18 protein-coding genes and 1 tRNA gene are annotated in these 22,383 nt (G+C 52.2%); 15 read left to right on the top strand and 4 right to left on the bottom strand.

What is annotated here, in order from left to right; genetic code table 11:
• Positions 1 to 28: 28 nt before the first annotated feature.
• Both JR338_11260 and JR338_11255 read left to right on the top strand, forming a co-directional pair.
• Positions 29 to 556 carry a hypothetical protein gene (locus JR338_11260; GenBank protein ID QRN82977.1) on the top strand — a complete coding sequence of 176 codons (528 nt, stop codon included), beginning with the start codon at positions 29 to 31 and terminating at the stop codon, positions 554 to 556.
• A gap of 107 nt (positions 557 to 663) precedes the next feature.
• The gene (locus tag JR338_11255) at positions 664 to 840 is read left to right on the top strand and encodes a DUF1508 domain-containing protein (protein ID QRN82976.1); all 177 of its coding nucleotides are present in this window, start codon (positions 664 to 666) and stop codon (positions 838 to 840) included.
• A 130-nt stretch (positions 841 to 970) separates the two neighbouring features.
• Here the strand turns inward: JR338_11255 and JR338_11250 are convergent.
• Positions 971 to 1,043 (bottom strand) — tRNA-Lys (locus JR338_11250).
• 382 nt (positions 1,044 to 1,425) lie between these two features.
• Between JR338_11250 and JR338_11245 the strand changes: the two genes are divergently transcribed.
• The 11 genes from JR338_11245 to JR338_11195 all read left to right on the top strand — a co-directional run bounded on the left by JR338_11245 (position 1,426) and on the right by JR338_11195 (position 15,917).
• On the top strand, positions 1,426 to 3,078 hold the full coding sequence (locus JR338_11245) for a ribonuclease J (protein ID QRN82975.1): 1,653 nt from the start codon (positions 1,426 to 1,428) through the stop codon (positions 3,076 to 3,078).
• Between the two features lie 148 nt (positions 3,079 to 3,226).
• Positions 3,227 to 3,793, top strand: coding sequence for a hypothetical protein (locus tag JR338_11240; protein ID QRN82974.1), 567 nt, complete (start codon positions 3,227 to 3,229; stop codon positions 3,791 to 3,793).
• A gap of 179 nt (positions 3,794 to 3,972) precedes the next feature.
• Positions 3,973 to 8,007 carry a DNA polymerase III subunit alpha gene (locus tag JR338_11235; protein ID QRN82973.1) on the top strand — a complete coding sequence of 1,345 codons (4,035 nt, stop codon included), beginning with the start codon at positions 3,973 to 3,975 and terminating at the stop codon, positions 8,005 to 8,007.
• Between the two features lie 94 nt (positions 8,008 to 8,101).
• On the top strand, positions 8,102 to 8,641 hold the full coding sequence (locus tag JR338_11230) for a DUF3090 family protein (protein ID QRN82972.1): 540 nt from the start codon (positions 8,102 to 8,104) through the stop codon (positions 8,639 to 8,641).
• Positions 8,642 to 8,649: 8 nt separating this feature from the next.
• Positions 8,650 to 9,378: an SCO1664 family protein gene (locus JR338_11225; GenBank protein QRN82971.1), complete on the top strand. Its 729-nt coding sequence runs from the start codon at positions 8,650 to 8,652 to the stop codon at positions 9,376 to 9,378.
• Positions 9,379 to 9,388: 10 nt separating this feature from the next.
• A complete protein-coding gene (locus tag JR338_11220; protein QRN82970.1) occupies positions 9,389 to 10,660 on the top strand; it encodes an imidazolonepropionase in 1,272 nt (423 codons plus the stop codon).
• 38 nt (positions 10,661 to 10,698) lie between these two features.
• Positions 10,699 to 10,890: a hypothetical protein gene (locus JR338_11215; GenBank protein QRN82969.1), complete on the top strand. Its 192-nt coding sequence runs from the start codon at positions 10,699 to 10,701 to the stop codon at positions 10,888 to 10,890.
• 19 nt (positions 10,891 to 10,909) lie between these two features.
• On the top strand, positions 10,910 to 11,557 hold the full coding sequence (locus JR338_11210) for an HD domain-containing protein (GenBank protein QRN82968.1): 648 nt from the start codon (positions 10,910 to 10,912) through the stop codon (positions 11,555 to 11,557).
• Between the two features lie 316 nt (positions 11,558 to 11,873).
• Positions 11,874 to 13,721 carry a phospholipid carrier-dependent glycosyltransferase gene (locus JR338_11205; GenBank protein ID QRN82967.1) on the top strand — a complete coding sequence of 616 codons (1,848 nt, stop codon included), beginning with the start codon at positions 11,874 to 11,876 and terminating at the stop codon, positions 13,719 to 13,721.
• Positions 13,722 to 13,828: 107 nt separating this feature from the next.
• Positions 13,829 to 15,103, top strand: a complete 1,275-nt coding sequence (locus JR338_11200; GenBank protein QRN84425.1) for a nucleotide sugar dehydrogenase — start codon at positions 13,829 to 13,831, stop codon at positions 15,101 to 15,103.
• Positions 15,104 to 15,152: 49 nt separating this feature from the next.
• Complete coding sequence (locus JR338_11195; GenBank protein QRN82966.1) at positions 15,153 to 15,917, top strand: ADP-ribosylglycohydrolase family protein; 765 nt, start codon at positions 15,153 to 15,155, stop codon at positions 15,915 to 15,917.
• A 155-nt stretch (positions 15,918 to 16,072) separates the two neighbouring features.
• Here the strand turns inward: JR338_11195 and JR338_11190 are convergent, their stop codons facing one another.
• Together JR338_11190 and JR338_11185 are read right to left on the bottom strand one after the other, a co-directional pair.
• Positions 16,073 to 17,386 (bottom strand): Ni/Fe hydrogenase subunit alpha, encoded by a 1,314-nt coding sequence (locus tag JR338_11190; GenBank protein ID QRN82965.1) that lies wholly within the window; start codon positions 17,384 to 17,386, stop codon positions 16,073 to 16,075.
• 1 nt (position 17,387) lies between these two features.
• Positions 17,388 to 18,257, bottom strand: coding sequence for a hypothetical protein (locus tag JR338_11185; protein QRN82964.1), 870 nt, complete (start codon positions 18,255 to 18,257; stop codon positions 17,388 to 17,390).
• 200 nt (positions 18,258 to 18,457) lie between these two features.
• On the opposite strand from JR338_11185, the gene JR338_11180 reads away from it, so the two are divergent.
• Positions 18,458 to 19,249, top strand: coding sequence for an inositol monophosphatase (locus JR338_11180; GenBank protein ID QRN82963.1), 792 nt, complete (start codon positions 18,458 to 18,460; stop codon positions 19,247 to 19,249).
• A 51-nt stretch (positions 19,250 to 19,300) separates the two neighbouring features.
• Here the strand turns inward: JR338_11180 and JR338_11175 are convergent, their stop codons facing one another.
• On the bottom strand, positions 19,301 to 19,507 hold the full coding sequence (locus tag JR338_11175; GenBank protein QRN84424.1) for a DUF2892 domain-containing protein: 207 nt from the start codon (positions 19,505 to 19,507) through the stop codon (positions 19,301 to 19,303).
• Between the two features lie 117 nt (positions 19,508 to 19,624).
• Between JR338_11175 and JR338_11170 the strand changes: the two genes are divergently transcribed.
• Entirely contained in the window at positions 19,625 to 22,039 is a 2,415-nt protein-coding gene (locus JR338_11170; GenBank protein QRN82962.1) for a ComEC/Rec2 family competence protein, read from the top strand.
• Positions 22,040 to 22,383 lie beyond the last annotated feature (344 nt).

Raw genomic sequence — 22,383 nt, 5'->3', positions numbered from 1 at the left:
ACTAATTCAATTCAGAGGGAAGATCAAAATGAAAATCAAATGGATGGTTTACTTTATACTAAGCCTGGTTGTTACCGCCTGCAGCGTTCAGGCCACAGGAACCACCGGTGAAGCCTTTGAACTGTATTTGCTGGAAGATAGCCAGGCCCACGGCTCAGATATCATCAACACCCCGCTAAATGACATCACCCTGGCTGAAACACCCCTGCTGACCACTGCCGACCTCGTCAGCTACGAACACAGCACCCACACCCTTCAGCTGACCGATGGGGGCTTTCAAAAAGTGACCGACCTTCTCGAAGAAGGCTTCCAGGTGGCAGGAATCCCCTTTGTGATCGTCTCTCGGGGTGAACGGATTTATGCCGGGGCCTTTTGGACAATGCTCTCATCCCAAAGTTTTGATGGCGTGGTGATCATGGATCCGGTATTCCTGACTGAAAGTAACACGATCCAAATCACGTTGGGCTATCCCGGCAGCGGCTTCTTCACCGGCACCGATCCCCGCGCCGATGCGCGGCTGATGGATGCGCTGGAAGGAGCGGGAGTGTTGAAATAAATAGAAGTTTTCATTTGACAAAGGGCTTCCCAATCTGTATATTATGATAAAGATAGGTTCTCAACTCCTGTTTTCTCAATAGGGAAGGTTTTTAAAAGAGAGTTGTCATGGAAAAATTTGAGATTAGACGGGCCTCGAACAATCAATATTATTGGGTATTTGTGGCTGCAAACGGTGAAGACATCTGCAACAGTGAAACATACACAGCAAAACAAAGCGCCATAAATTCAATTACTCTTGTTAAGGAAAAAGCGAAAACCGCGCCAATAATTGACAAATCCTAGAACATAATTTTTCTATCTTAAATTTAGCTTAGCCTAGTAAACCTATAATTCACATACTAGGTGAATTTCGCACGGTGCAGAATAAATTCTTCTTCTAAATTCACCATCCCCCATGCACTTAAAATCAAAATGACCCTCCGGAGACTCGAACTCCGAACCAATTGATTAAGAGTCAACTGCTCTACCAATTGAGCTAGAGGGCCATTTGAGGCCATTATTATAGCACAATCCATCCAAAATGTTCAACCCATTTAAGCAGAATCCAACCCAATCGCTGCCTTAACGGATTATCAATAATTTGTTAGAACTTTTCTAATAAATTGACTTACCTTATCATATATGTTACAATCTGAGACTGGAAATGCGACAGGTTTATTGCCCCACGGGGGGCAGCATGAGTTTTTTGGCATTATTGACTGAAATAAAAACAGCAGTACTTCGCCCTGACTGGCCTGATGCCTCAGGGCGCTTTTAATATCGCTAAAAGCACTAAATTGACCTCAAATGGGATTTCCCATTTATAAATTTATCAAAATGAAATTATTTAGTTGTACATAGGAGTACAAGAAAGAAAGTAAACAAGAAATGAGTAACAGCAAAATATTAAGAATTATCCCTATCGGGGGATTGGGTGAAGTTGGGAAGAACATGACCCTCTACGAATATGGCAAAGATGTCATCATCGTGGATGCGGGTCTGATGTTCCCTGAAAATGACATGATCGGGATTGACTATATCATCCCGGATTTCACAGACATCATCAAATCCAAAAGAGACCGCATCCGCGGGATCATCATTACCCACGGTCATGAAGACCACACCGGCGCCATCCAGCACCTTTTGGATGAGGTGCAGGCACCGATCTATGCCACACCGCTGACCTGCGGTTTGATTGAAGGCAAACTAAAACGAAACAGTCCCAGCACCAAAGCGGAGCTGAACCGAATCAACGCGGGTGACAAGATCCAACTTGGCGCGTTCAACATTGAATTCTTCCATGTCTGCCACTCCATCCCGGATTCTGTCGGGCTGGGGATTGAAACCCCTGGCGGACTGATCGTTCACACCTCCGACTATAAGTTGGACCACACCCCGGTGGATAATTGGCCCACCGACTATGCCAAGCTGGCGGATTTCGCCAATCGAGGCGTTTTAGCCCTGCTCTCCGATTCAACCAATTCCACCCAACCTGGCTGGACCAAATCCGAGCGCGTCATTGACGCCGCCTTGGATAAGGTCATGCAGGAAGCGGAAGGCCGCGTGCTCGTGGCCACGTTTGCCTCGCTGATCTCCCGCATGCAGCAGGTAGCCGATGCCGCCAAGCGTAATGGGCGCAAGATCGCCTTCACCGGACGCAGCATGGTGGATAACTTCAAAATCGCCAGCGAACTGGGCTACGTGGATATTCCCGACCGGCTCGTGGTTTCTATGGAAAAATCCCTTTCGATGCCAGACAATCAGGTTGTCCTGATGGTGACCGGCTCACAGGGTGAACCCCGTTCGATCCTCGGACGGTTGGCGAATGGCACCAACCACAAATTCGATGTACGGGAGGGCGACACAATCGTGCTCTCATCGCATCCGATTCCCGGCAACGAAGAATCCGTCTACCGGACAATCAACAACCTCTTCCGCCGCGGCGCTAATGTGATCTACGAATCGATCGCCCCAGTGCATGTCTCCGGACACGCCAGCGAAGAGGAGATCAAATTGCTCCTCAACCTGGTTCAACCGAAATACGTGATACCAATGCATGGCGAGCTGCGGATGCTGAAACAAGCCGCCAAACTCGCTGAACAAGTCGGCATTGCGAAGGATCACATTGAAGTGGTTGAAAATGGCCAGGTGATCGAGTTCGTCAATGGCGAAATGAGACTGGGCAAACGTCTACCCGGCGGCTATATCTTTGTAGATGGCAGCGGCGTGGGTGATGTCGATCAGGACATCGTCCGTGAACGTGACACCCTCGGACGCGATGGCGTTCTTATGGTCCGCGTGGACGTGGATGACAAGAACGGTCAGCTGAAAGGTGAACCTGAAATCACCACCCGCGGTTTCATGCTGGAAGACGAGTTCGAATCGATCCATAAAGGATTGAAGAACCGCCTGAAAGCCACGGTCAAGAAATCGAATGGCAATGGCACCCTGGAAAAAGAAATCCTGGGCGCTGTCAAATCCTATATCTTCTCAGAGACCAAACGAAACCCTTATATCTTCGTGGCGACCAACCGCAAATAATCCATTTGAACTACAGACAGCCCCTTCTCAGGGGCTGTTTTTTAATCCCAAATATCACCCGTTTGCCCAATGACATTAAGGTAGAATTGCACTAACCAACCGAAGGGCAAATTCCATGACACTCTTTCTCACAATTCTCAGAACACTTATGGCAGTGGCCTCTCCCCTCGCCGTCATCGTCTTCACCATGCTGACCGTCGCAAAGCTGGGTAGAACCTCCGGTGAACCCGCCTCAGAGGGCGAAACCTGCCTGCGCTGCGGGAAAAACCAGCCCGGTGGTGAAGGGCATTTCCATTACACTGAGCCTGTTGGCAATGCCCGGGAACGAGCCGCCAAACAGCAATTCTCAGCCGATTCGACTCCCATACTTGGCTCGGAAACCTATTTTGTCTGTGATAAATGCGCCCGAAGCTATCTTTGGGGCCAGGTGCTCCAACATTTGCTCATCGTGCTGTCCTATCCCCTCTATCTCTATGTCATCCTCCCCCTTGTGGTTCCCGACGGGTTTATTGCCAGCGTGGGGGTCGAGATCATTCTGATCATCCTCTCCCTTTCAGGCTTGATAGCGGCATTGGACATCTACCGCGCCGTCCGGCAAGGCAGCACAGCGCTGGATGAAGGTCGTGACAGAGTGGCCATTGGAAAACGCCGCCGTCAGTTGGGTAAGAAGTTCAGCTATTACACCCGCAGCGGCATGGGGCAGCTCCATAAATAAAAGATCATATCTTAAGCCCTCTTAAAGTTCAGAATTCGAATCTTAAAAACGTAACATTTTTAAGGAGAGTGCTGTACTTTGAAGAATCCTGCATGCTATAATACTAACTAACAGAGCGTCCTATAAGTTTCCCTAGGACGCCTTTTTTATCCATAGTAGTGGGATCAGAAATCATCCGCATGTCATTTGTCCATCTTCATGTGCACTCCACATATTCGATTCTTGATGGGTTTAGCCAGATCAAACCCCTGGTGAATCGCGCCAAGGAACTCGGTATGCCAGCAGTGGCCCTGACCGATCATGGCACAATGTTCGGAACGGTGGAGTTTTTTGATACTGCCAACGCCGCAGGGATCAAGCCGATCATCGGGTTGGAGACCTATCTGGCGCCTCGCAGGATGACGGACCGGGATTCGCAACGCGATAAACGGGCCGCCCACCTCCTGCTGCTGGCAGAGAACATGACAGGCTACCAAAACCTGCTCAAGATCGCTTCCGCTTCCCAGTTGGAAGGTTTCTACTATCGTCCCCGCATCGACCATGACTTTCTCGCCAAGCACAACGAAGGCCTGATCGTCACTTCCGGGTGCCTCTCCGGTGAAATCCCCCGCGCCCTTCATAACGATGACCTGCAGGGAGCGGAAAAGAAGCTCAGATGGTACCTGGATGTGTTTGGAGAGGACCGCTTCTTCATTGAGCTTCAATCGCATAAGATCCCTGGCCTGGCGCAGACCAATCAACGCTTGGTGAACCTGGGTAATCAATACAAGCTGCCTTTCATCGCCGCCAATGACGTCCATTACGTCAATCAGGAAGATGCCCGTTTGCAGGATGTCCTGCTGGCCATTCAAACCGGCAGCCTGCTTTCGGACCCCAAGCGGATGCGCATGGATGACGATTCCTATTACCTGCGCTCCATCGAGGAAATGCAAGCACTCTTCGGTCATATTCCCGGCGCACTTGAGAACACGGTTCGCATTGCAGAACGCTGTGAGGTAGACCTCAACCCAACCGGCTACCATTTGCCGCTCTTCACCGTGCCGGATGGCTTCACCACCCAGTCCTACCTGCGGCATATCTGCGATGAAGGCTTGAAACGAATTTATGGCGACAACGCCAGCGATCCGAAAATTCAGGAACGACTCAATTATGAGTTGGACGTGATCCACGACATGGGCTTTGACGCCTACTTCCTGATCGTGTGGGACCTCTGTATCCACGCCAAGGAAAAGGGCATCTGGTACAACGCCCGTGGGTCCGCCGCTGGATCATTGGTCGCCTACGCGATGGATATCAACATGATCGACCCCCTCGAACATGAACTGATGTTCGAGCGCTTCCTTCAAAAGGGCCGGGTCAACATGCCTGATATCGACCTCGACTTTCAGGATGACCGCCGGGCGGAAATGATGCAATATTGCGCCGTGAAATACGGTGAGGATAAAGTCGCACAGATCATCACCTTTGGCACCATGGGCGCTCGCGGCTCAATCCGCGACGTGGGCCGGGTGATGGATATTCCCATCTCCGAAGTGGATAAAGTCGCCAAGACGATCCCCGCCATTCCCGGCAAACCCGTGACCATTCAGGAAACCCTGGAATCCTCGGAAGAGATGCAGCAGCTCTATAACGCTGCGAATTTCTATAAAGAACTGATTGACACCGCCAGCAAGATGGAAGGCACCGTCCGCAACGCGGGAACGCATGCTGCCGGCGTGATCATCACCGATAAACCCATCGTCGAATACGTCCCGCTTCACAGGCCCACCAGCCAATCAGACGACAACCCGGTCAACACCGTCACCCAATATGAAATGTCCGTGGTGGATCACCTCGGTCTGCTGAAAGTGGACTTCCTGGGTTTGACCACCCTGACCATTATGTCCCGAGCCTGTGACCTGATCAAAGCCCGGCATGGCGTCAGCCTGGACCTTGGCACCATCCCAACGGACGAGTCAGAAATTTACGATTTCATCAGTCAGGGACATACCACCGGCCTGTTCCAATTGGAAGGTACGGGGATGACCCGTTATATCACCGAAATGCAGCCCAGGGAGCTGGCGCATGTGATCGCGATGATCGCACTCTATCGCCCTGGCCCTATGCAGTTCATCCCGGATTACATCAACCGCTTGCATGGCAAGGAAAAACCGACCTATCGCCACCCTGCCATGGAACCGATCTTCAAAGATACATTCGGCATCCCGATTTATCAGGAACAGATCATGCAGGCAGCCATGAAGCTGGCCGGCTATGAGGCGCGGGATGCGGACAGTCTGCGGAAAGCGATCGCCAAAAAGAAAATTAAACAAATTGAGATGCACCGCCAGAAATTCATCGATGGCGCGCAAAAGCATACGGGGATGAGCCAGGAAAATGCGGAGCAAATCTTCACCGATTGGGAAGAATTCGCCCGTTACGGTTTCAATAAAAGCCACGCCGCCGATTATGGCGTGATCGCCGTGCAGACCGGCTATCTCAAATACCACTACCCGGTCGAATACATGACTGCCCTGCTCTCGGCCTGGAAGAACGACTCCGACAAGGTCGCCACCTATGTGGCGGACTGCCGGGCGATGGGGATTGAAGTCCTGCCGCCGGATGTGAACACCAGCGGTTATGACTTCACCATCGAAGACTACAACGACCGCCCCTCAGCCATCCGATTTGGCCTGGGTGCAATCAAGAACGTCGGTCAAAACCCCGTTGACCTGATCATGGCGGCCAGCAAAGAAGGCCCTTTCACCGATCTGACTGATTTTGCCAAGCGCGTGGACTTGCGTCAGGTGGGCAAACGGCCCATGGAATGCCTGATCAAAGTAGGTGGGCTGGATCGTTTCGGCTCCCGCCAGATCCTGCTGCAGGAACTGGAAAGGATCATGGCCGTAAGCACCAGCGCTTTCCGGGCAAAAGAATGTGGGCAAATGTCATTCTTTGAAGCATCAGATGCCATGAGCGATGAAATCATCCTGCCGGAACCCGTTTACAACAATCAACGTGAAGAACTGAACTGGGAGCGGGAACTCCTCGGACTTTATGTCTCCAACCACCCCCTGCGTCCCTATCAGGACTACCTCACCAAAAGGGTGACCCATTTTTCCCATCAGCTCGCCGAAGTGAGCGATAAGAACAAGGTTCGGGTCGCTGGCATGGTGGACCGGTTCCGCCAACACACCACCAAAAACGGTAAAAGCATGGGCTTTGTCACCCTTGAGGATGTCTATGGCAAGTTTGATCTGGTCATCTTCCCCAAAGCCTGGGAAATGTATTACCCCCTGATCGAAATGGACAGCGTTCTGATTGCGGAAGGCCGAGTGGATAGCGCTCAGGGTGATCCCAAGATTCTGGTCGATAAACTGGTGCCGGTGCGCCTGGACGAGTTGGATGCAATGCCCGCCAGCCAGCCTGCAGCGCCTCCCCAACCTGAAGCCAGCGCTGCCGATCTTGCCGAAGATTTCCTGGACGAATACCTCCCGGACATCCCCTTTGGTGATCTCGACCTGCCCGAAAATGGCGCTGAAGATACAGAGCCTGTGGTGGATGAAGTTGAAGAGGCTGAAGAAGTCGAAGGTGAAGCGGAAGAACCAGTTGCTGAAGTTGTGAAGCCCGCACCAGAACCCACTGCTGAAACACAAGCCAACCCACCCGCTAATGACCCACCTGCTCCTTCACTGGAAGCATCAAAACCCGTCCAAACTGAAGATGACACACTGGACTGGGAGCCCTCCATCCCCATGCCGGATTTTGGCCCGGACCTGGATTTTGAAAACCAGCTTCAGGCCTCACCCGGCACAACCCCGGCCCCAAAGACCTTTACCGTCCCCACAGGGCCATCCATGACCGCTCAAGCCAGTGTTCAGACTACGACCGATGTCATGGTCCAGGAACGCCCGGAGCCTTCGCCATATTACATGGTACGGCCGCCACTGCAAAAACCAGAAGCGCTGCCCAAGCCCAACCAGCAGCCCCGCTGTATCACCATCACCATCCACTCCTGCGGCGATAAGTGCCAGGATGTGAACCGGCTGCGCCGGATCCACGATATTCTGATCTCCCGCCCGGGACGGGACACCTTTGCTTTCCGGGTGCGTGAGAAGGGTTATCTCTTCGAAATCAACTTCCCAAATGTCACCACCGGGCTTACCGAACCGCTGATCAGCCTTTTGGAAGGCATGATGGGGCCAAACAATATCGACATTATCTATCTGGAATAATCCACAGTTCTCTTTCCCAACATTAGCAAAATAGCCATCTGACCCCCAATCTGGTAGAATCTTTACCAGATCATTCATTTTGAACGGACATCTTATGGCGTATATTGAAATTGACCTCAATCCAGTCACCTTGCTCACAGTCGATGCCATCGGGAAACCCGGTGAGCGGATATTTTACCTTCAGGGGAAAGGCCCAGATCAGGTCATCACCCTCCTGGTTGAGAAATTTCAGGTGCAAACCCTCTCGCTCGCGATTGAGAACCTGATGACGGAGATTCGGGAGAAGAATCCAGAAATAATGGATGCCTCCCCCAACTATAAAGAAGATGAAATGACCCTCGAGCCCCCACTGGACCCACTTTTCCGGGTAGGCGAACTGAGCCTGGGCTATGACACCGAAAAAGATCTTATGGTCCTGATCGCCAAAGAGATTGACATTGATGAATCCGAGGGGCAGCAGAAAAATGCCAGCGTTGTCCGTTTCTGGTGCACCCGATCCCAACTTTGGGCAATGGGCCGCTGGGGAATTGAACTTTCCAGCCGAGGCAGACCCGTCTGGCCCTCCACTGGGGAACCCATTCTGCCCCCGGGTGAATTTTCACCCAAGAACAACGGGCACAAGACCACACCCTGACCAAACTTATGGACTCAACAAAAGAAGACATCCTGAGAACACTGCAGGAAGGCACCTTACTTCTGGAGGGTCAGTTTGTCTATGGGTCCAATACCACCCTGATGGTCACGGCCCAATTCGAAGGTCGTGAAATCAAGGCCGTTTATAAACCGGTCCAGGGGGAAAGACCCCTTTGGGATTTCCCCAAAGAGACTCTCGCCAAGCGGGAAGTGACTGCCTATCTGGTCAGCGAAGCCCTAGACTGGGACTTGGTCTCACCCACGGTCTTCCGGACGGATGAGGCGCTGATGGGGCCGGGTTCACTGCAACAATTCATTGATCATGACCCGGAATACCATTACTTTAGTTTCAACGAAGCCGACAAGGTTCGCCTGCCCGAAGTGATGCTCTTTGACCACCTGGTCAATAATGCTGACCGCAAATCCGGTCACCTGTTGGTTGACACTAACCGCAAGCTCTGGCTAATCGACCACGGCGTCTGCTTTCACAAGGAAGACAAGCTCCGCACGGTTATCTGGGATCACGCGGGTCAGCCTATCCCGGCAAACCTGTTGGCGAACTTAGCCATGGTTCTGCCCGCACTGGAACCAGATGGCACACTGGCAGAAGCGCTGACGCCGTTCCTCCTCCCAGCCGAGATTCACGCCCTGCGGGAGCGGGGCCAATGGCTGCTCGAAACCGGAATCTACCCTATCCCACCCGAAGACCGGCGTGCCTATCCCTGGCCGTTGGTATAATTAAGAAACTATGACCCCTTCAAACCTGACACTTATCCACAATGCCTCCCAACTCCTAACTCTCGCCGGTGGGCCGCAGCGCGGTCACAGGCTGGGCGAATTGAGCCTGATCCAGGACGGCGCAATCGTTATTGATGGCAGCCGGATCGTTGCCACAGGGCGCAGCGCGGCGCTCCTTGAGCGCTACTCCGAAGCGGACACCTTCGACGCTCAGCGCAAGGTTGTGATGCCCGGGTTTGTTGATCCCCACACCCACATGGTTTGGGCCGGGGATCGAGCGGGTGAATTTGAGATGCGCCTGCAGGGTAAAACTTATATGGAAATCATGGCTGCCGGCGGCGGGATTGTCTCCACCGTCAATGCCACTCGAGAAGCCTCAGTCGAAGCGCTGGCAGAACAGACCGGTGAGCGATTATCACAGGCTTTCCGGTATGGCACCACAACCGTCGAGGTCAAAACCGGTTACGGTCTGGAACTCGCCAGCGAACTCAAACAACTGGAAGTGATCCTGGCGCTGAATACGCGGGGTCCGATCTCGTTGGTGCCCACCTTCCTGGGCGCACATGCCATTCCAACCGAATATGCTGACCGCCCCGATGAATATGTCACGCTACTCTGTGAGGGGATGCTGCCGGAGGTGAAGAAATGGTGGCAGGAACATACCAAAGGCCAGCCGCTGCCCTTTGTGGATGTCTTTTGTGAGGATGGCGCTTTTGACCTGACCCAAAGCCGGCGCATTCTGGAGACAGCCAAAGAACTGGGCTATCCGCTCAAAATCCACGCAGATGAATTCAAGAACCTTGGTGGGGCTTCACTGGCCGCCGAACTGGGTGCCGCCTCAGCGGATCACCTGGTGCGAACTTCGGATGCGGATATCGAAGCCCTGGCCGCATCAGATACGGTTGCTGTGGCGCTGCCGGCCACGCCTTTCGGATTGAACGAAGCGGAGTACACCCCCGCCAAGAAGATCATCGCTGCCAATGGCCTCCTGGCCCTGGCAACGGATGCCAACCCCGGCACCGCCTGGGGTGAATCGATGCAATTTATCCTGGCGCTGGCCTGCCGCAAGATGGGCCTAACCCCCGCCCAGGCCATTGCCGCGGCCACGATCAATTCAGCCGCAGCGCTCCAACGGGCGGACAAAATCGGTTCACTTGAGCCCAATAAACAGGCCGACTTATTGATCCTAAGCGTCAGCGATTACCGCCATCTGGGATATCGTTTCGGCACCAATCTCGTATCCTACGTGGTCAAACAGGGCAGGTTCTACCCGATCGCCTGACCTGCCACTCATTCATAAACCGATCGGGGCTGGACATTATGACAGAATTCTTTTCCCTTAACAACATCCTCATCCTGGCAGCCGCCGGGCTTGTGCTTTTCATTGGCATCTTCGCCCTGCGCGGGGTGATCAAGATCGCTTTAAAAATCCTCCGGATTGTGCTGATTCTCTTTGCCATTGCGGTCATCGTGGGGGCATTGTTCGGATATCTGGATATTTCACTCATCTAAAACAAAGGTAGGCCCTGGCATGCAACCCGTCACCATCGAAGAAGCCCGCATCTGGTATCAGGATGCTGATCCCGTCCATGATTTTGACCATGTCCTGCGGGTCTATCGAGTGGCGGAGCGGCTGGCAAAAGCTGAAGGTGCAGACCTGGAGATCGTCAAGGCGGCCGCTTTATTACACGACTCAAAAGGCAGCGCGCCCGGCGGTGAAGGCCAGGAACGTGCCGAACACCATATCACCTCAGCTATTTTCGCAGGTGAAGTGCTTGCTGAAAAGGGTTGGCCGAAGGATAAGATCAAGGCCGTCCAACACTGCATCCGAGCCCACCGTTTTCGCGGCAAAGAGGATTCGCCTGAGACCATTGAAGCCCAGGTCATTTTCGATGCCGACAAACTGGACGTGTTGGGTGCGATTGGTGCTGCGCGTACCATCGCCTACGCAGCCCTGGATAGTCAGCCGTCCTATGCGGAACCCTCGGAACACTTCCTGGCAACCGGTCAGACTGAACCCGGGGAACCTCACTCCTCCTATCACGAGTTTCTCTTCAAATTACAGAACGTAAAAGGCCGGATGTTCACGGCAAGCGGAAAAGCGCTGGCAGAGGCCCGGCACACCTATCTGGTGGGTTTCTATGAACAGCTCCAGGCGGAAGCCCGGGGCGAAAAATGACTGGCATTCTTCCCCATCCTTAAGCTAAAATGAGAAGATGACAATGTTGAATGTGGCTGGCCGGAAATTACCGGCTGCCGTAAAGCCTTTTCTCAAGAAAACCCTGTACCGGTGGATTCCCCTCCGTTGGCGGATGGGGCGTCAATACTGGCAATGATCACGAGAATCCCCTCCTTGTAAACAAATCAATAACTCAATTGTCCAAAAGGAAAGATCCTTCCAACAACTTCTCACCTGCTATAATCATAGTTATCTAAACCATTCTTAATTGGCCTATTGTGTATATCACAAGCGACCAATAATTCGGAGTACAACTATGTTCATTTTGGGTACTATCGGAATACTCCAGGTTCTTTTGTTTCCCGGATTGATCGTCCGAAAGTTTTTTGATATGCCAAAAGGGTTCTGGCTCAGATTAGCCGCCATTATGGGCATCAGTCTGATCACTAACTACTTATTTGTCTTCGTAACAACCCTTCTGGGTATCTTCACGCAAATCACAGCCCTGATCTTCGTAGCCTTGGAAATTGCCGCATTAGTTTATCTATATCGAAAAGACATCCTGGCAACCTCGATCAGTGATTTCATAGTCACCTTCTGGCATGGGCTCATCTCTCCTATTTATAAAATCTTTCCGAAACTCAACACTGAGGATGAAGAAGAAAAAAACAAGGCAATCCTTAATATCTTTGCTATCCTGTTATTCGTGGCTGCATTAGTCGCCATCGAATTGACCTTTCGTATCTTCCGCTACAATATCGGCCAAATATTTAACAAATGGGATGCGGTCCTTTCCTGGAATAAATGGGCAACCATCTGGAGCTCCAATACCTTCCCCGCCCAAACAGAAGATTATCCCCAGTTGATCCCAACGAATTGGGCGATGATCTACGTCCTCATCGGAAATCATGCAGTCCAGTTCTTTGCCAAGTCAATCATGCCGCTCTTTGCCATGATGATCATGCTCGTCCTACTTAGTCTGGGTATTCAAACTAACAATCCCGGCTTTTTTATCTCCATTATCACCTTGCGTTTGGTCTTTAAGAAATTCCTAACCGATTACATAGCCTCCGGTTATGTGGATATCCCGCTGACCTTTTTCGGGTTAATGTCCACTGTTTTCTTATGGTATGTCTATAAAGAAAACGATACCGAAAAGAAATACAGATGGTGGATCCTCTCAACTCTATTTTCAGCAGGTGCGGCCATCACCAAACAAGCGGGCCTTTATTTCCTGGGTTTAAATTTCCTTTTGGGATTTTATTTCATGTTTGGAATTAAAATCAAACAAGCCTTTGTGGCAAACTGGAAGAGAATTCTTATCATCATTTCAATAATTATCCTTATCGCAATACCCTGGTATGGAATTAAGGCTGTCCAAATCGTACAAGGCGAAACGCAATCTCATATTGCCACTCCAATCCAATCCACAAACAAAGTCCATCAGGGAAATAATCGTGTAGATACAGCAATTTCAGCCCTGCTTAAGTTAAATAAGTATTTCTATTTCTTCTTACTCGCAATCCCAGCCGCCCTTTTCATTGACAACTTCTGGCGCTGGATACTAATCCTTTTTGTCATTCCCTACACACTGATTTGGTCCACATATGCCAGTTATGACACTCGAAACCTGGCAATAACCTTCCCGATATTTACCACAATCATTGGCCTGGGCGTTTGGGGATTCACCCAATGGATCCTTAAAGTATGTCAAAAGATTAAACTCCTACGACTCCCGCTCTTCCTCCCTTTGATCCTACTCATTGTCGGGCTGCTTTTTGGCCTAAATCACACCTATACTGAAACGTTCCTCGCTGAAAGACAGATTGACCTCCAAAAACAATTATTCAGCCCAGGATTAAATGAGCAATTATTGACCTACTTTGCTGATAAGCCAACCGATATCAAAATTTTAACTTCCTATCCTTTGGACTACATTCCAGGACTTCATGGGCAGGTCAATTTCTCTTTCAGCGATCTTGACCAATTTGAAGATTTTATTTATTCAGGTGATATTGATTATGTGCTCTATCCCCATTACACATCCCAGGAAATAAAAGAGGCAATCGCCGCAGGCGAGGAAGTAAGCCGGTTTACGGTCATTCTATCAAATTCCGATTGGATACCCTTCACTCTCATTGAAGTCAACGAGATTTCTGATTAATCTCACCGTTATTGATGTAAATTTGACCTAAACAGGCCAGCCGTTTTTTTGCGGTAAAATTCTGGCTGGAATTACAACGAAAGCTTTTTAACACAAGGAAACAAATGATGAAATTTAAATCGCTTTGTATCATAGGCATGGGATACATCGGCTTGCCGACCGCAAGCGTTTTCGCCAATCATGGCCTGAATGTCCTCGGAATGGACGTCAATTCTGATGTAATCAAGCACTTGCAAGCTGGTGAAGTCCATATCTTTGAACCCGGTTTGCAAAAACTCTTCCACCAGGCAATTGAAACGGGAAAACTGCAGGTTGCGACAGAAGTCTCCCCGGCAGATGCCTTCATCATCGCCGTTCCAACACCCTTCTTTGATGACAAATCAGCCGATATGCGCTATGTTGAATCAGCCGCCGAATCAATCATGCCCCACCTACGGCCCGGCAACCTGGTGATCCTTGAATCCACCTCCCCTCCACTGACCACAGTGGATGTCGTTGCGCCCATCCTTGAAAAGAGCGGTTTGAAAGCTGGTCAGGATTTCCTGCTGGCTTATTCACCGGAACGGGTGCTGCCCGGTCGGATCCTGGAAGAATTGGTGGGCAATGCCCGAGTCATCGGCGGTGTGGACCGCGCCTCAGCGGAAGCCGGTCGAGATCTCTATCAGACCTTTGTTCAGGGTGACATCATCCTGACCGATGCCACCACGGCTGAAATGGTCAAACTGATGGAAAACACCTCCCGCGATATCAATATCGCCATCGCCAACGAGTTCTCCCGCCTGGCTCAAAAATTTGGCGTGGATATCTGGGAAGCCATCGGAATTGCCAATCGGCACCCTCGGGTGGAGATCCTGCGCCCTGGGATCGGCGTCGGCGGCCATTGCATCAGCGTGGATCCCTGGTTCCTAGTCGAAGCCGCACCGGAAACCGCCCGCTTGGTTCGTACAGCGCGTGAGATCAATGATGCCCAACCCATTTTCGTTGCGGATCTGGTCGAACAGGCCGCCGGCATTATAAAAGACAAGACCATTGCCTTTTTGGGGCTGGCCTTCAAGCCCAATGTGGATGACCTGCGAGAAAGCCCAGCCGTTGAGCTGGCCCACGACCTGCAAGCCCGTGGAGCGGAAGTCCTGGCCTATGAGCCCTTTAAACCTGAATCGGGACTACCCGGCATCCACCAAGTGAACACCCTCGCAGAAGCCCTCAGGAACGCTGACCTAATCGTGCTGGCTGTGGCTCACGACCAATTTAAAGCCTTGGACCCCGTCGAGATCGCAGGGATGACCCCTGCAAAGCTTGTTTTTGACGGCGTTAAATCCTGGGACAAAGCCCAATGGGAAGCTGCCGGGTTCACTTTCACCGGATTGGCCCGGAGATTTTAGCCCTCTAATTCTGAAAAACACATCTAAATAAGATCACAAGGAGGCGGAGTTGCTTGGTGCGATGATCGGTGATATCGTCGGTTCGGTTTATGAATGGCACAACATCAAAACCCCCGATTTTGAATTCTTTACACGTGAATGTTTTTTCACCGATGACACCGTGCTGACCGCAGCGACCGCGCATGCCTTGCTGACGGATGGGGATTACACCCGCGCCTATCAGGATTTCTCCCGCCGCTACCCTGGCCGCGGCTATGGCGGGCGATTCGCCCAATGGATCTGGTCGGAAGATCCCCAGCCCTATAACAGTTGGGGGAATGGTTCAGCCATGCGGGTCAGTCCGGTTGGTTTCGCCCTCGACACAGTTGCCGACGTCCTGGCGGAAGCCGAACGCAGCGCAGCCGTGACCCATAACCACCCCGAGGGGATCAAAGGCGCTCAGGCCACCGCTCTGGCCATCCTGCTGGCCCGTCAGGGCGCGGATAAGGCTGTCATCCGAGATGAAATCAACGGTCGCTTTGGATATGACCTGAACCGCACCTTAGCTGAGATCCGGCCGGGCTACCAGTTCGACGTTTCCTGCCAGGGGACGGTCCCGGAAGCGATCATCGCCTTTCTGGAGTCCACGGACTTCGAAAACGCGATCCGCCTCGCCATCTCATTGGGCGGTGACAGCGACACCCTGACGAATATCACCGGTGGAATCGCCGAGGCCTTTTATGGCATCCCGGATGAACTTGCTAATAAGGGTAAAACTTATCTACTGGAAGAACTTTTGGAGATAATAGCGGAATTCATAAATCAAAAGGGGTAATTCTTGTCATTGCGAGGAAGCGCTGCCAAGCGCGACGAAGCAATCTCAGCTTTTTATTTAGCTAAGAGTAGGTACTCTTTCCAAATTCACCTAAATCTGAAATTCTTAGATTGCCACGTCACACCCTTCGGGTGTTCCTCGCAATGACAAAACAACTACTGTGTCGCGCAGGCAATGCAGGGGTCAAATGCTCGGACGACCCGTCCGACAGCCTTTTCAAGTTCCAGGTTGATACCCTGCGGGGTAATATACCGTTCACCGGCCACTTTCAGGGCTCGTTCGATCGCACCCATATTATGCACGGTGGGGATGATGAATTCCGCATCGGCGATCAGGCCATTCTCGATGGTGTAATGATGGATTAGTGGACCGCGCGGCGCTTCCACCAGGCCATACCCCTCACCATCCCGCAGGCTGTAGGGCACCGAGGTGTCTTCGTAGTCTAAATCCTCCGAAAGCATTTCAATCGCACGTTCAAAGGCATAGACCAGTTCAATCCCGCGGCAAAGGTCAAAGAGTAAAATCGGGTGCGCCGGTTTACCAAATTCCGTGGTTAACCGTTCCAAATAATAATCCGCACAGGGCGTTCCCATGGAACGAGTCAGGTTCATCCTTGCCAAACTGTTAGCCCGCAGCACCATCCCCTCAAAACTCGATTTCCCGGCAAAACTGTAGTCTGTTGTTTGATAATCCAAAAAATCACGGAAGCTCTCCGGCGGGAAGGTTGCTTTTTCATTTCCATTGGGACCCAGTACCCGGATAACGCTGCTGTTGAATTCCGGCCGGTTAACGCCTGTCGAGGCAATGTAACAAGCTGGTTCGTCATCCCCCCAGGTACCGATTCGCTCCTTCATCGCCAGAGACATATCCCAATATTCATCGAATAACTCGCAGGCGGTCGTGATCGTATCCTGCAGTTCCTTAAGCATCTGTTTGGCGTCTTCGGCTTTGATCCCGCTGGTTACACCGCCAATGATCGCTTTCACCGGATGGATAAATTGCCCGCCGGCCAGGGTAATCAATTTAGTGCCGATCTGGCGCACTTTGAGCGCTCGTTGGGCCAGACTGAGCTGCTGTTCCGGGTTCGCCTCGCTGTCCTCCATGTGAAAGATGGAACTGGCACCCACCCGATCGGGCATGGTGAAAATAAAGAGCGAGGTTGCCTGGTTCTGGATCAATTGGCCCAGCAAGAGCAGCTCGCGGATCTCATTAGCTAATTTTGGCGGTTCAACTTCGAGGGCATTTTCCAAGGCCTTGACCGAGGCGACATGGTGGGCTGTGGAGCAAACACCGCAAATCCGAGGGACAATCACCGGCATCTGTTCAGCGGGCGTCCCCTGTACAAAATAGCGAAATCCACGCATCTCGATTGCCTGAAATTGGGCTGAAACGACCTCACCATCCTGAACTTCCATTTCAACCCGGGCATGGCCTTCAATCCGACTGAGGGGGAATCTGAGGGTGGTCATCTTACAACACCTTTTCTTTCGGTCTCGGCGGACGGCCGCCTTCGGAATAATCTGTGAATTGGAACAGGAACAGCGAAAGCTGCGGAGAATGCAGCGCCTCCTTGATCTCTTCTGGCGGAATATCGGTCATTCGTTCAAATACCTGTTGAACACGGTCAAACCAGACCGAAGATTCCTTTTCTATATAGGCATTGGATGGTCCCCGGCAGCCCACACAAGGGTGCCCGGGTTTGGTGCAGATCGCCCGGCAACCACCCCGAGTGGATGATCCCACACAGAGGTAACCCTGATTGATCAGGCAAATATCCGGCAGGACTTCACCCTGCTGAAACCCAACCAAATGCGTGGGGCGCATATCTTTCAGCTTCTTGCGTCCGCATTCCACACAGACAATGCTGCCAGCCTCATAGCCTTCCGGATCGGTGAGGGCGGCCATGAAAAGCTCCGGCGTTGGCGGGCAGCCCGGCAGGTAAAGGTCCACATCCACAAAAGCATCAATGGGATGGCTCTTGGGTAAGAGGTGCGGCAGGTGATGGCGGGTGGATTGGGCCAGGAATATATTGCGAACGTCATCCCGGTCACCCAGGTTGGATACCCCGCCGGAAATCGCACAGGTGCCAACCGCTATGACCCGATCCACTTTCGCAGCAGCTTTTCGCAAATTGTAGATATCTTCGTCATTGCGCACCCCACCGCTGACCAAGAGAATCTCAGTATCATCCGGTACAGCCGTCGTTGAGACAACCAGCGGCATATATACCAGTTGATAATTATCGACCCACTCCGTAGCATTGATCAGGGAAACTTCGCAACCTGCACAGCCTGAAAGCTGCAATACAGCAAATTTTGGGAGAGGTTTGGCCTCTGACATGGCTTGCCATCCTAACTTGTCCTAATTCTCACGCCCACATGGTCGGACGTCACCTGTGAGCAAAATCTACCAATATTAACTCCATTTTACAGCATTGTGCCCTCAAAATGCCAAACTTTCGACTTTTGAATGGGTTTGGTTCGAATGACGCTCTATGTTAGAATCAACCGGTGGAAATCAACAACTGAGAAGAGGATCTCATGCAGCCTACACTCGATTTTATTAAGCAACTTGCCCTTGATGCCGGAAAGATCCTGCAGGATATGGCCGATGGCGAATTGGATATTCAACACAAAAGCGAGAAAGACCTGGTCACTCGTGTGGACCGGGCCTCAGAAGATTTCATCATCGGATCCATCAAGAAAGCCTTCACGAATCACACCATCAATGCCGAGGAATCAGGTCACACATCCGGAACGGCAGAGCATCAATGGTTCATTGATCCCATAGATGGCACATTGAACTTTGCCCACAGGGTTCCCTTTTACTGCGTTTCCATCGCCTATGCCTATCAGGGCGAAGTGACCCTGGGTGTGGTCTATGATCCCGTCCGCCAGGAGTGCTTCAGCGCAGAATTAGGTGAAGGCGCTCATCTCAATGGCAAACCGATCCATGTCTCGTCCTATGAGAAATTGGTGGATTGCATGCTGTCCACGGGTTTCCCTGGCAATCGCTGGGGCGCACCGGATGACAACCTGCACGATTTCTATCATTTTTCATTGGCCGCCCAAACTGTCCGCCGGTTAGGGTCCGCTGCCCTCGATCTGACTTATGTGGCGGCTGGACGACTGGATGGCTTCTGGGAGAAGAGCGTGCACAATTGGGACATTGCAGCCGCCGGGTTGATCGTCCAGGAGGCGGGTGGCGTGGTCACCAATATCTTTGGCGGCAGCGACTACCTCAAAGACCCTATCAGCATCGCCGCAGCTAACCCCGTCATTCACCCGCAGATCTTGGAAGTGTTGGCGAAAGTCCGCGAAGAATATAACTAACAAAAAACCGCTGGTCAATGACCAGCGGTTTTTACTAATTGAAGAAATAAATTATTCACTCTTCTTCAGGGTGGCAATCCCAAATAATTTATACAGCGGGCAGAAGCCGATTAGCCCAGTAATGAGAAAAATCACTGCCAGAACACCCAAAACAATAGCCCAAGCGCCTGAAAGCACACCGATAAAATAAAGTACTCCAACGCCAGCAGCAATAATAATGCGCAAAATGCGATCTAAACTACTCATGTTCTTCATAATTTCATAACTCCTTAGTTTTATTTATTATGATGGTTTCTGTCCGATTTTGGTTACATCTACTCTGAACCGACTTCTCCTAAAACTTTGATAAAATTGAGTAATTGGGAGGAAATTGAGATGCAATCAGCTCCAAAGGACCTCAAACCAGCCCGTTCACCCCTTCAGGGATTTCTGCCTTTCTTCTGGATGGCACTGGCCTGTACCGCGGGGATCCTGATCGAAGATACCCTCAAATTATCCGGATGGTTCTGGGCGGCAGGATTTGCATTGATGGCACTATCCCTGGTCCTTGCCTACACGCTGCCCAAGCGGTTCTCTTTCACGCATCGCCTCCGTCGATGGGTCGGAGCTGAACGACGTTTACCAACCGCTCTCCTGGTGGCTACGTCCCTCATGGGAGGCTGGCGGATGGCTGCAGCACTCCCCAGCTGCACACCCCAGGACCTGGCTTATTACAACAACCGCGGCACCGTGCAGTTGATCGGAATGGTCGTGGATGCGCCTGACCCCCGTGACACCAGCATCAACTTGACCATTATGGTGGAAAAACTGCAGCCCATTGAAGCCGCTCCCACTCTGGTCAATCCCCTGGGGGTCTCAGGAAAAGTGTTGCTGCAAGTGCCACCCGGAGAGGATTGGGCTTATGGCGACCGGCTGCAGGTCACCGGCAAGCTACAGGTCCCTTATGACAATGCTGATTTCTCCTATCAGGACTACCTCTCCCGCAAGGGGATCCGAAGCCTGATGGCCTATGCCACGGTCAGCCGAATAGACAGCGGTGGTGGCAGCTCCATCCGCGCAGCGCTCTTCACACTGCGTGAAAAGGGCTACGCCACCCTGCACACCCAATTCCCCTCCCCGGAATCCGACCTGCTGGCTGGGATCCTGCTGGGTCGTGATCAGGGACTCTCACCCCAATTGGAAAAAGCCTTCCAGCGGACCGGTACGACCCACATTATTGCCATCTCAGGGTTCAATATCGCGATCCTGGCCGGGCTTTTCACGGGGGTCACCACGCGCCTGCTGGGACGAAAATGGGGCTCGATTGCTGCCTTAGTGGGCATCAGTGGTTACACCATCCTGGTTGGTGCGGATGCTGCCGTGGTGCGAGCTGCCATCATGGGCGCGGCAGGCGTTTTTGGCGGTATGTTTGGCCGCCGGCAAAACGGGCTCAACAGTCTGGGAATGGCTGCCCTGGGGATGATGCTGCATGATCCGAATATTCCTTGGGACGTTGGGTTTCAACTTTCGATCGCTGCCACCCTGGGCCTGGTGCTTTATGCGCAGCCTATTGAAGAGTGGTTCCTGAACGTGATGAAAGCCAGAATGGCTGAGGAAAAAGCGGAACGACTGATTGGTCCAATCTCAGAGTTCTTCCTGTTCACCATCATCGCCCAGGTGATGACCCTCCCAATTATGGCCTATCACTTCGGCGGCATCTCCTGGATCGCCCTGATCGCCAACCCCTTGATCCTGCCAGTCCAATCGCTGGTGATGATCCTGGGCGGACTTGCTATGCTGGGAGGTCTGCTCCTGCCGGGGTTGGGCCGTCTGCTGGCTGTGCTGGCCGCGCCTTTTGTGACCTATACCATCAAGGTGGTCACCCTGCTGGCCCGATTGCCGGGTGGGGACTTCACCCTGCCAAAGTTCAATGCGCTCTGGTTATTACTCTTCTATGGCTTACTCTTCTTCCTGACGTTGATCCCCAAAGCCCAACAGCAACGGGCCCTGAAAAAAGTATTGACCCCGCAACTCGGTCTGCTGCTTGTGTCAGGACTGGTTGTGCTGACCTGGTGCAGGGTGTTGGGTGCACCGGATGGGAAACTGCACCTCACAGTATTGGATGAGGAAGGGACAGTGCTGATCCGAACGCCAACCGGAAACACCGTGCTGATCGGTGGCGGCAAACGCCCCTCCACCCTCAACCAAAAGCTGGGAGAAATGCTGCCGGCTGGGAAGCGCGCATTGGATGTCCTGGTAGCGGGCAGCGCTTACCGTGACGACCTCAACGCACTGACCGGCAGCCTGTCCGATCATCCCGCTGACCTGGCGCTGTGGGGCGTGGACCCGGAAGCCAACCAGACCACTACAACCGTTTACACCGTGCTTGAAACCAGCGGGACCCAAATCATACCAATGGCAGTTGGGCAGTCGCTCCAACTCGACGAGGGCATCCAATTGGAGGTGTTGTGGACAGGTGAGCGCGGGGCTGTGCTTTGGCTGACCTGGGATAATTTCAGCGCGTTGCTGCCCACCGGTAAGGTCGAAGAGAACTGGCTGGACGTGCCGCAAGCGCCTGACGTGGTCCTGCTGCCGGATAATCTGGATGTGGAGGATTTCCCTTTGAACCAAATAACCGCCTGGCAGCCCGCCGTGATCCTGCTCCCCCTGGCAGAGTCGGACTTGCCCCTCCACGGTGAGCATCCGGTCTTGTCTCTTCTGGCCGGTTATCCCATATCGGATACTTATGAGCATGGCTGGCTGCGGGTCAGCACAGATGGTGAGAAGTTGTGGGTCAATGGGGAATATTGAGCTCACGGGAAAATCTTCTGAGATTGCTTCGTTCCTCGCAATGACAAAATGAGAGAAAGTATCATGTCCCAGAATGACCAAAATGTCTCTCTTGTCATTGCGACGGAGCCGCCAGGCGGAGGAAGCAATCCAAAAAAGACAATAACTGAGATTGCTTCGTCCCTCACAATGACAAAATGGGAGTAAATGTCTTGCCCCAGAATGCCCAAAATGTCTTTCTTGTCATTGCGACGAAGCCGCCAGGCGGAGGAAGCAATCCAAAAAAGACAATAACTGAGATTGCTTCGTTCCTCGCAATGACAAGAACAAATCGCTTGCCCAATCGCCCAATTGAACCTAGAATT

Source organism: Chloroflexota bacterium (assembly GCA_016887485.1).
In the GTDB taxonomy this organism is placed as follows: Bacteria; Chloroflexota; Anaerolineae; order Anaerolineales; family Anaerolineaceae; genus Brevifilum.
This window is presented reverse-complemented; position numbering and strand designations above follow the sequence as displayed.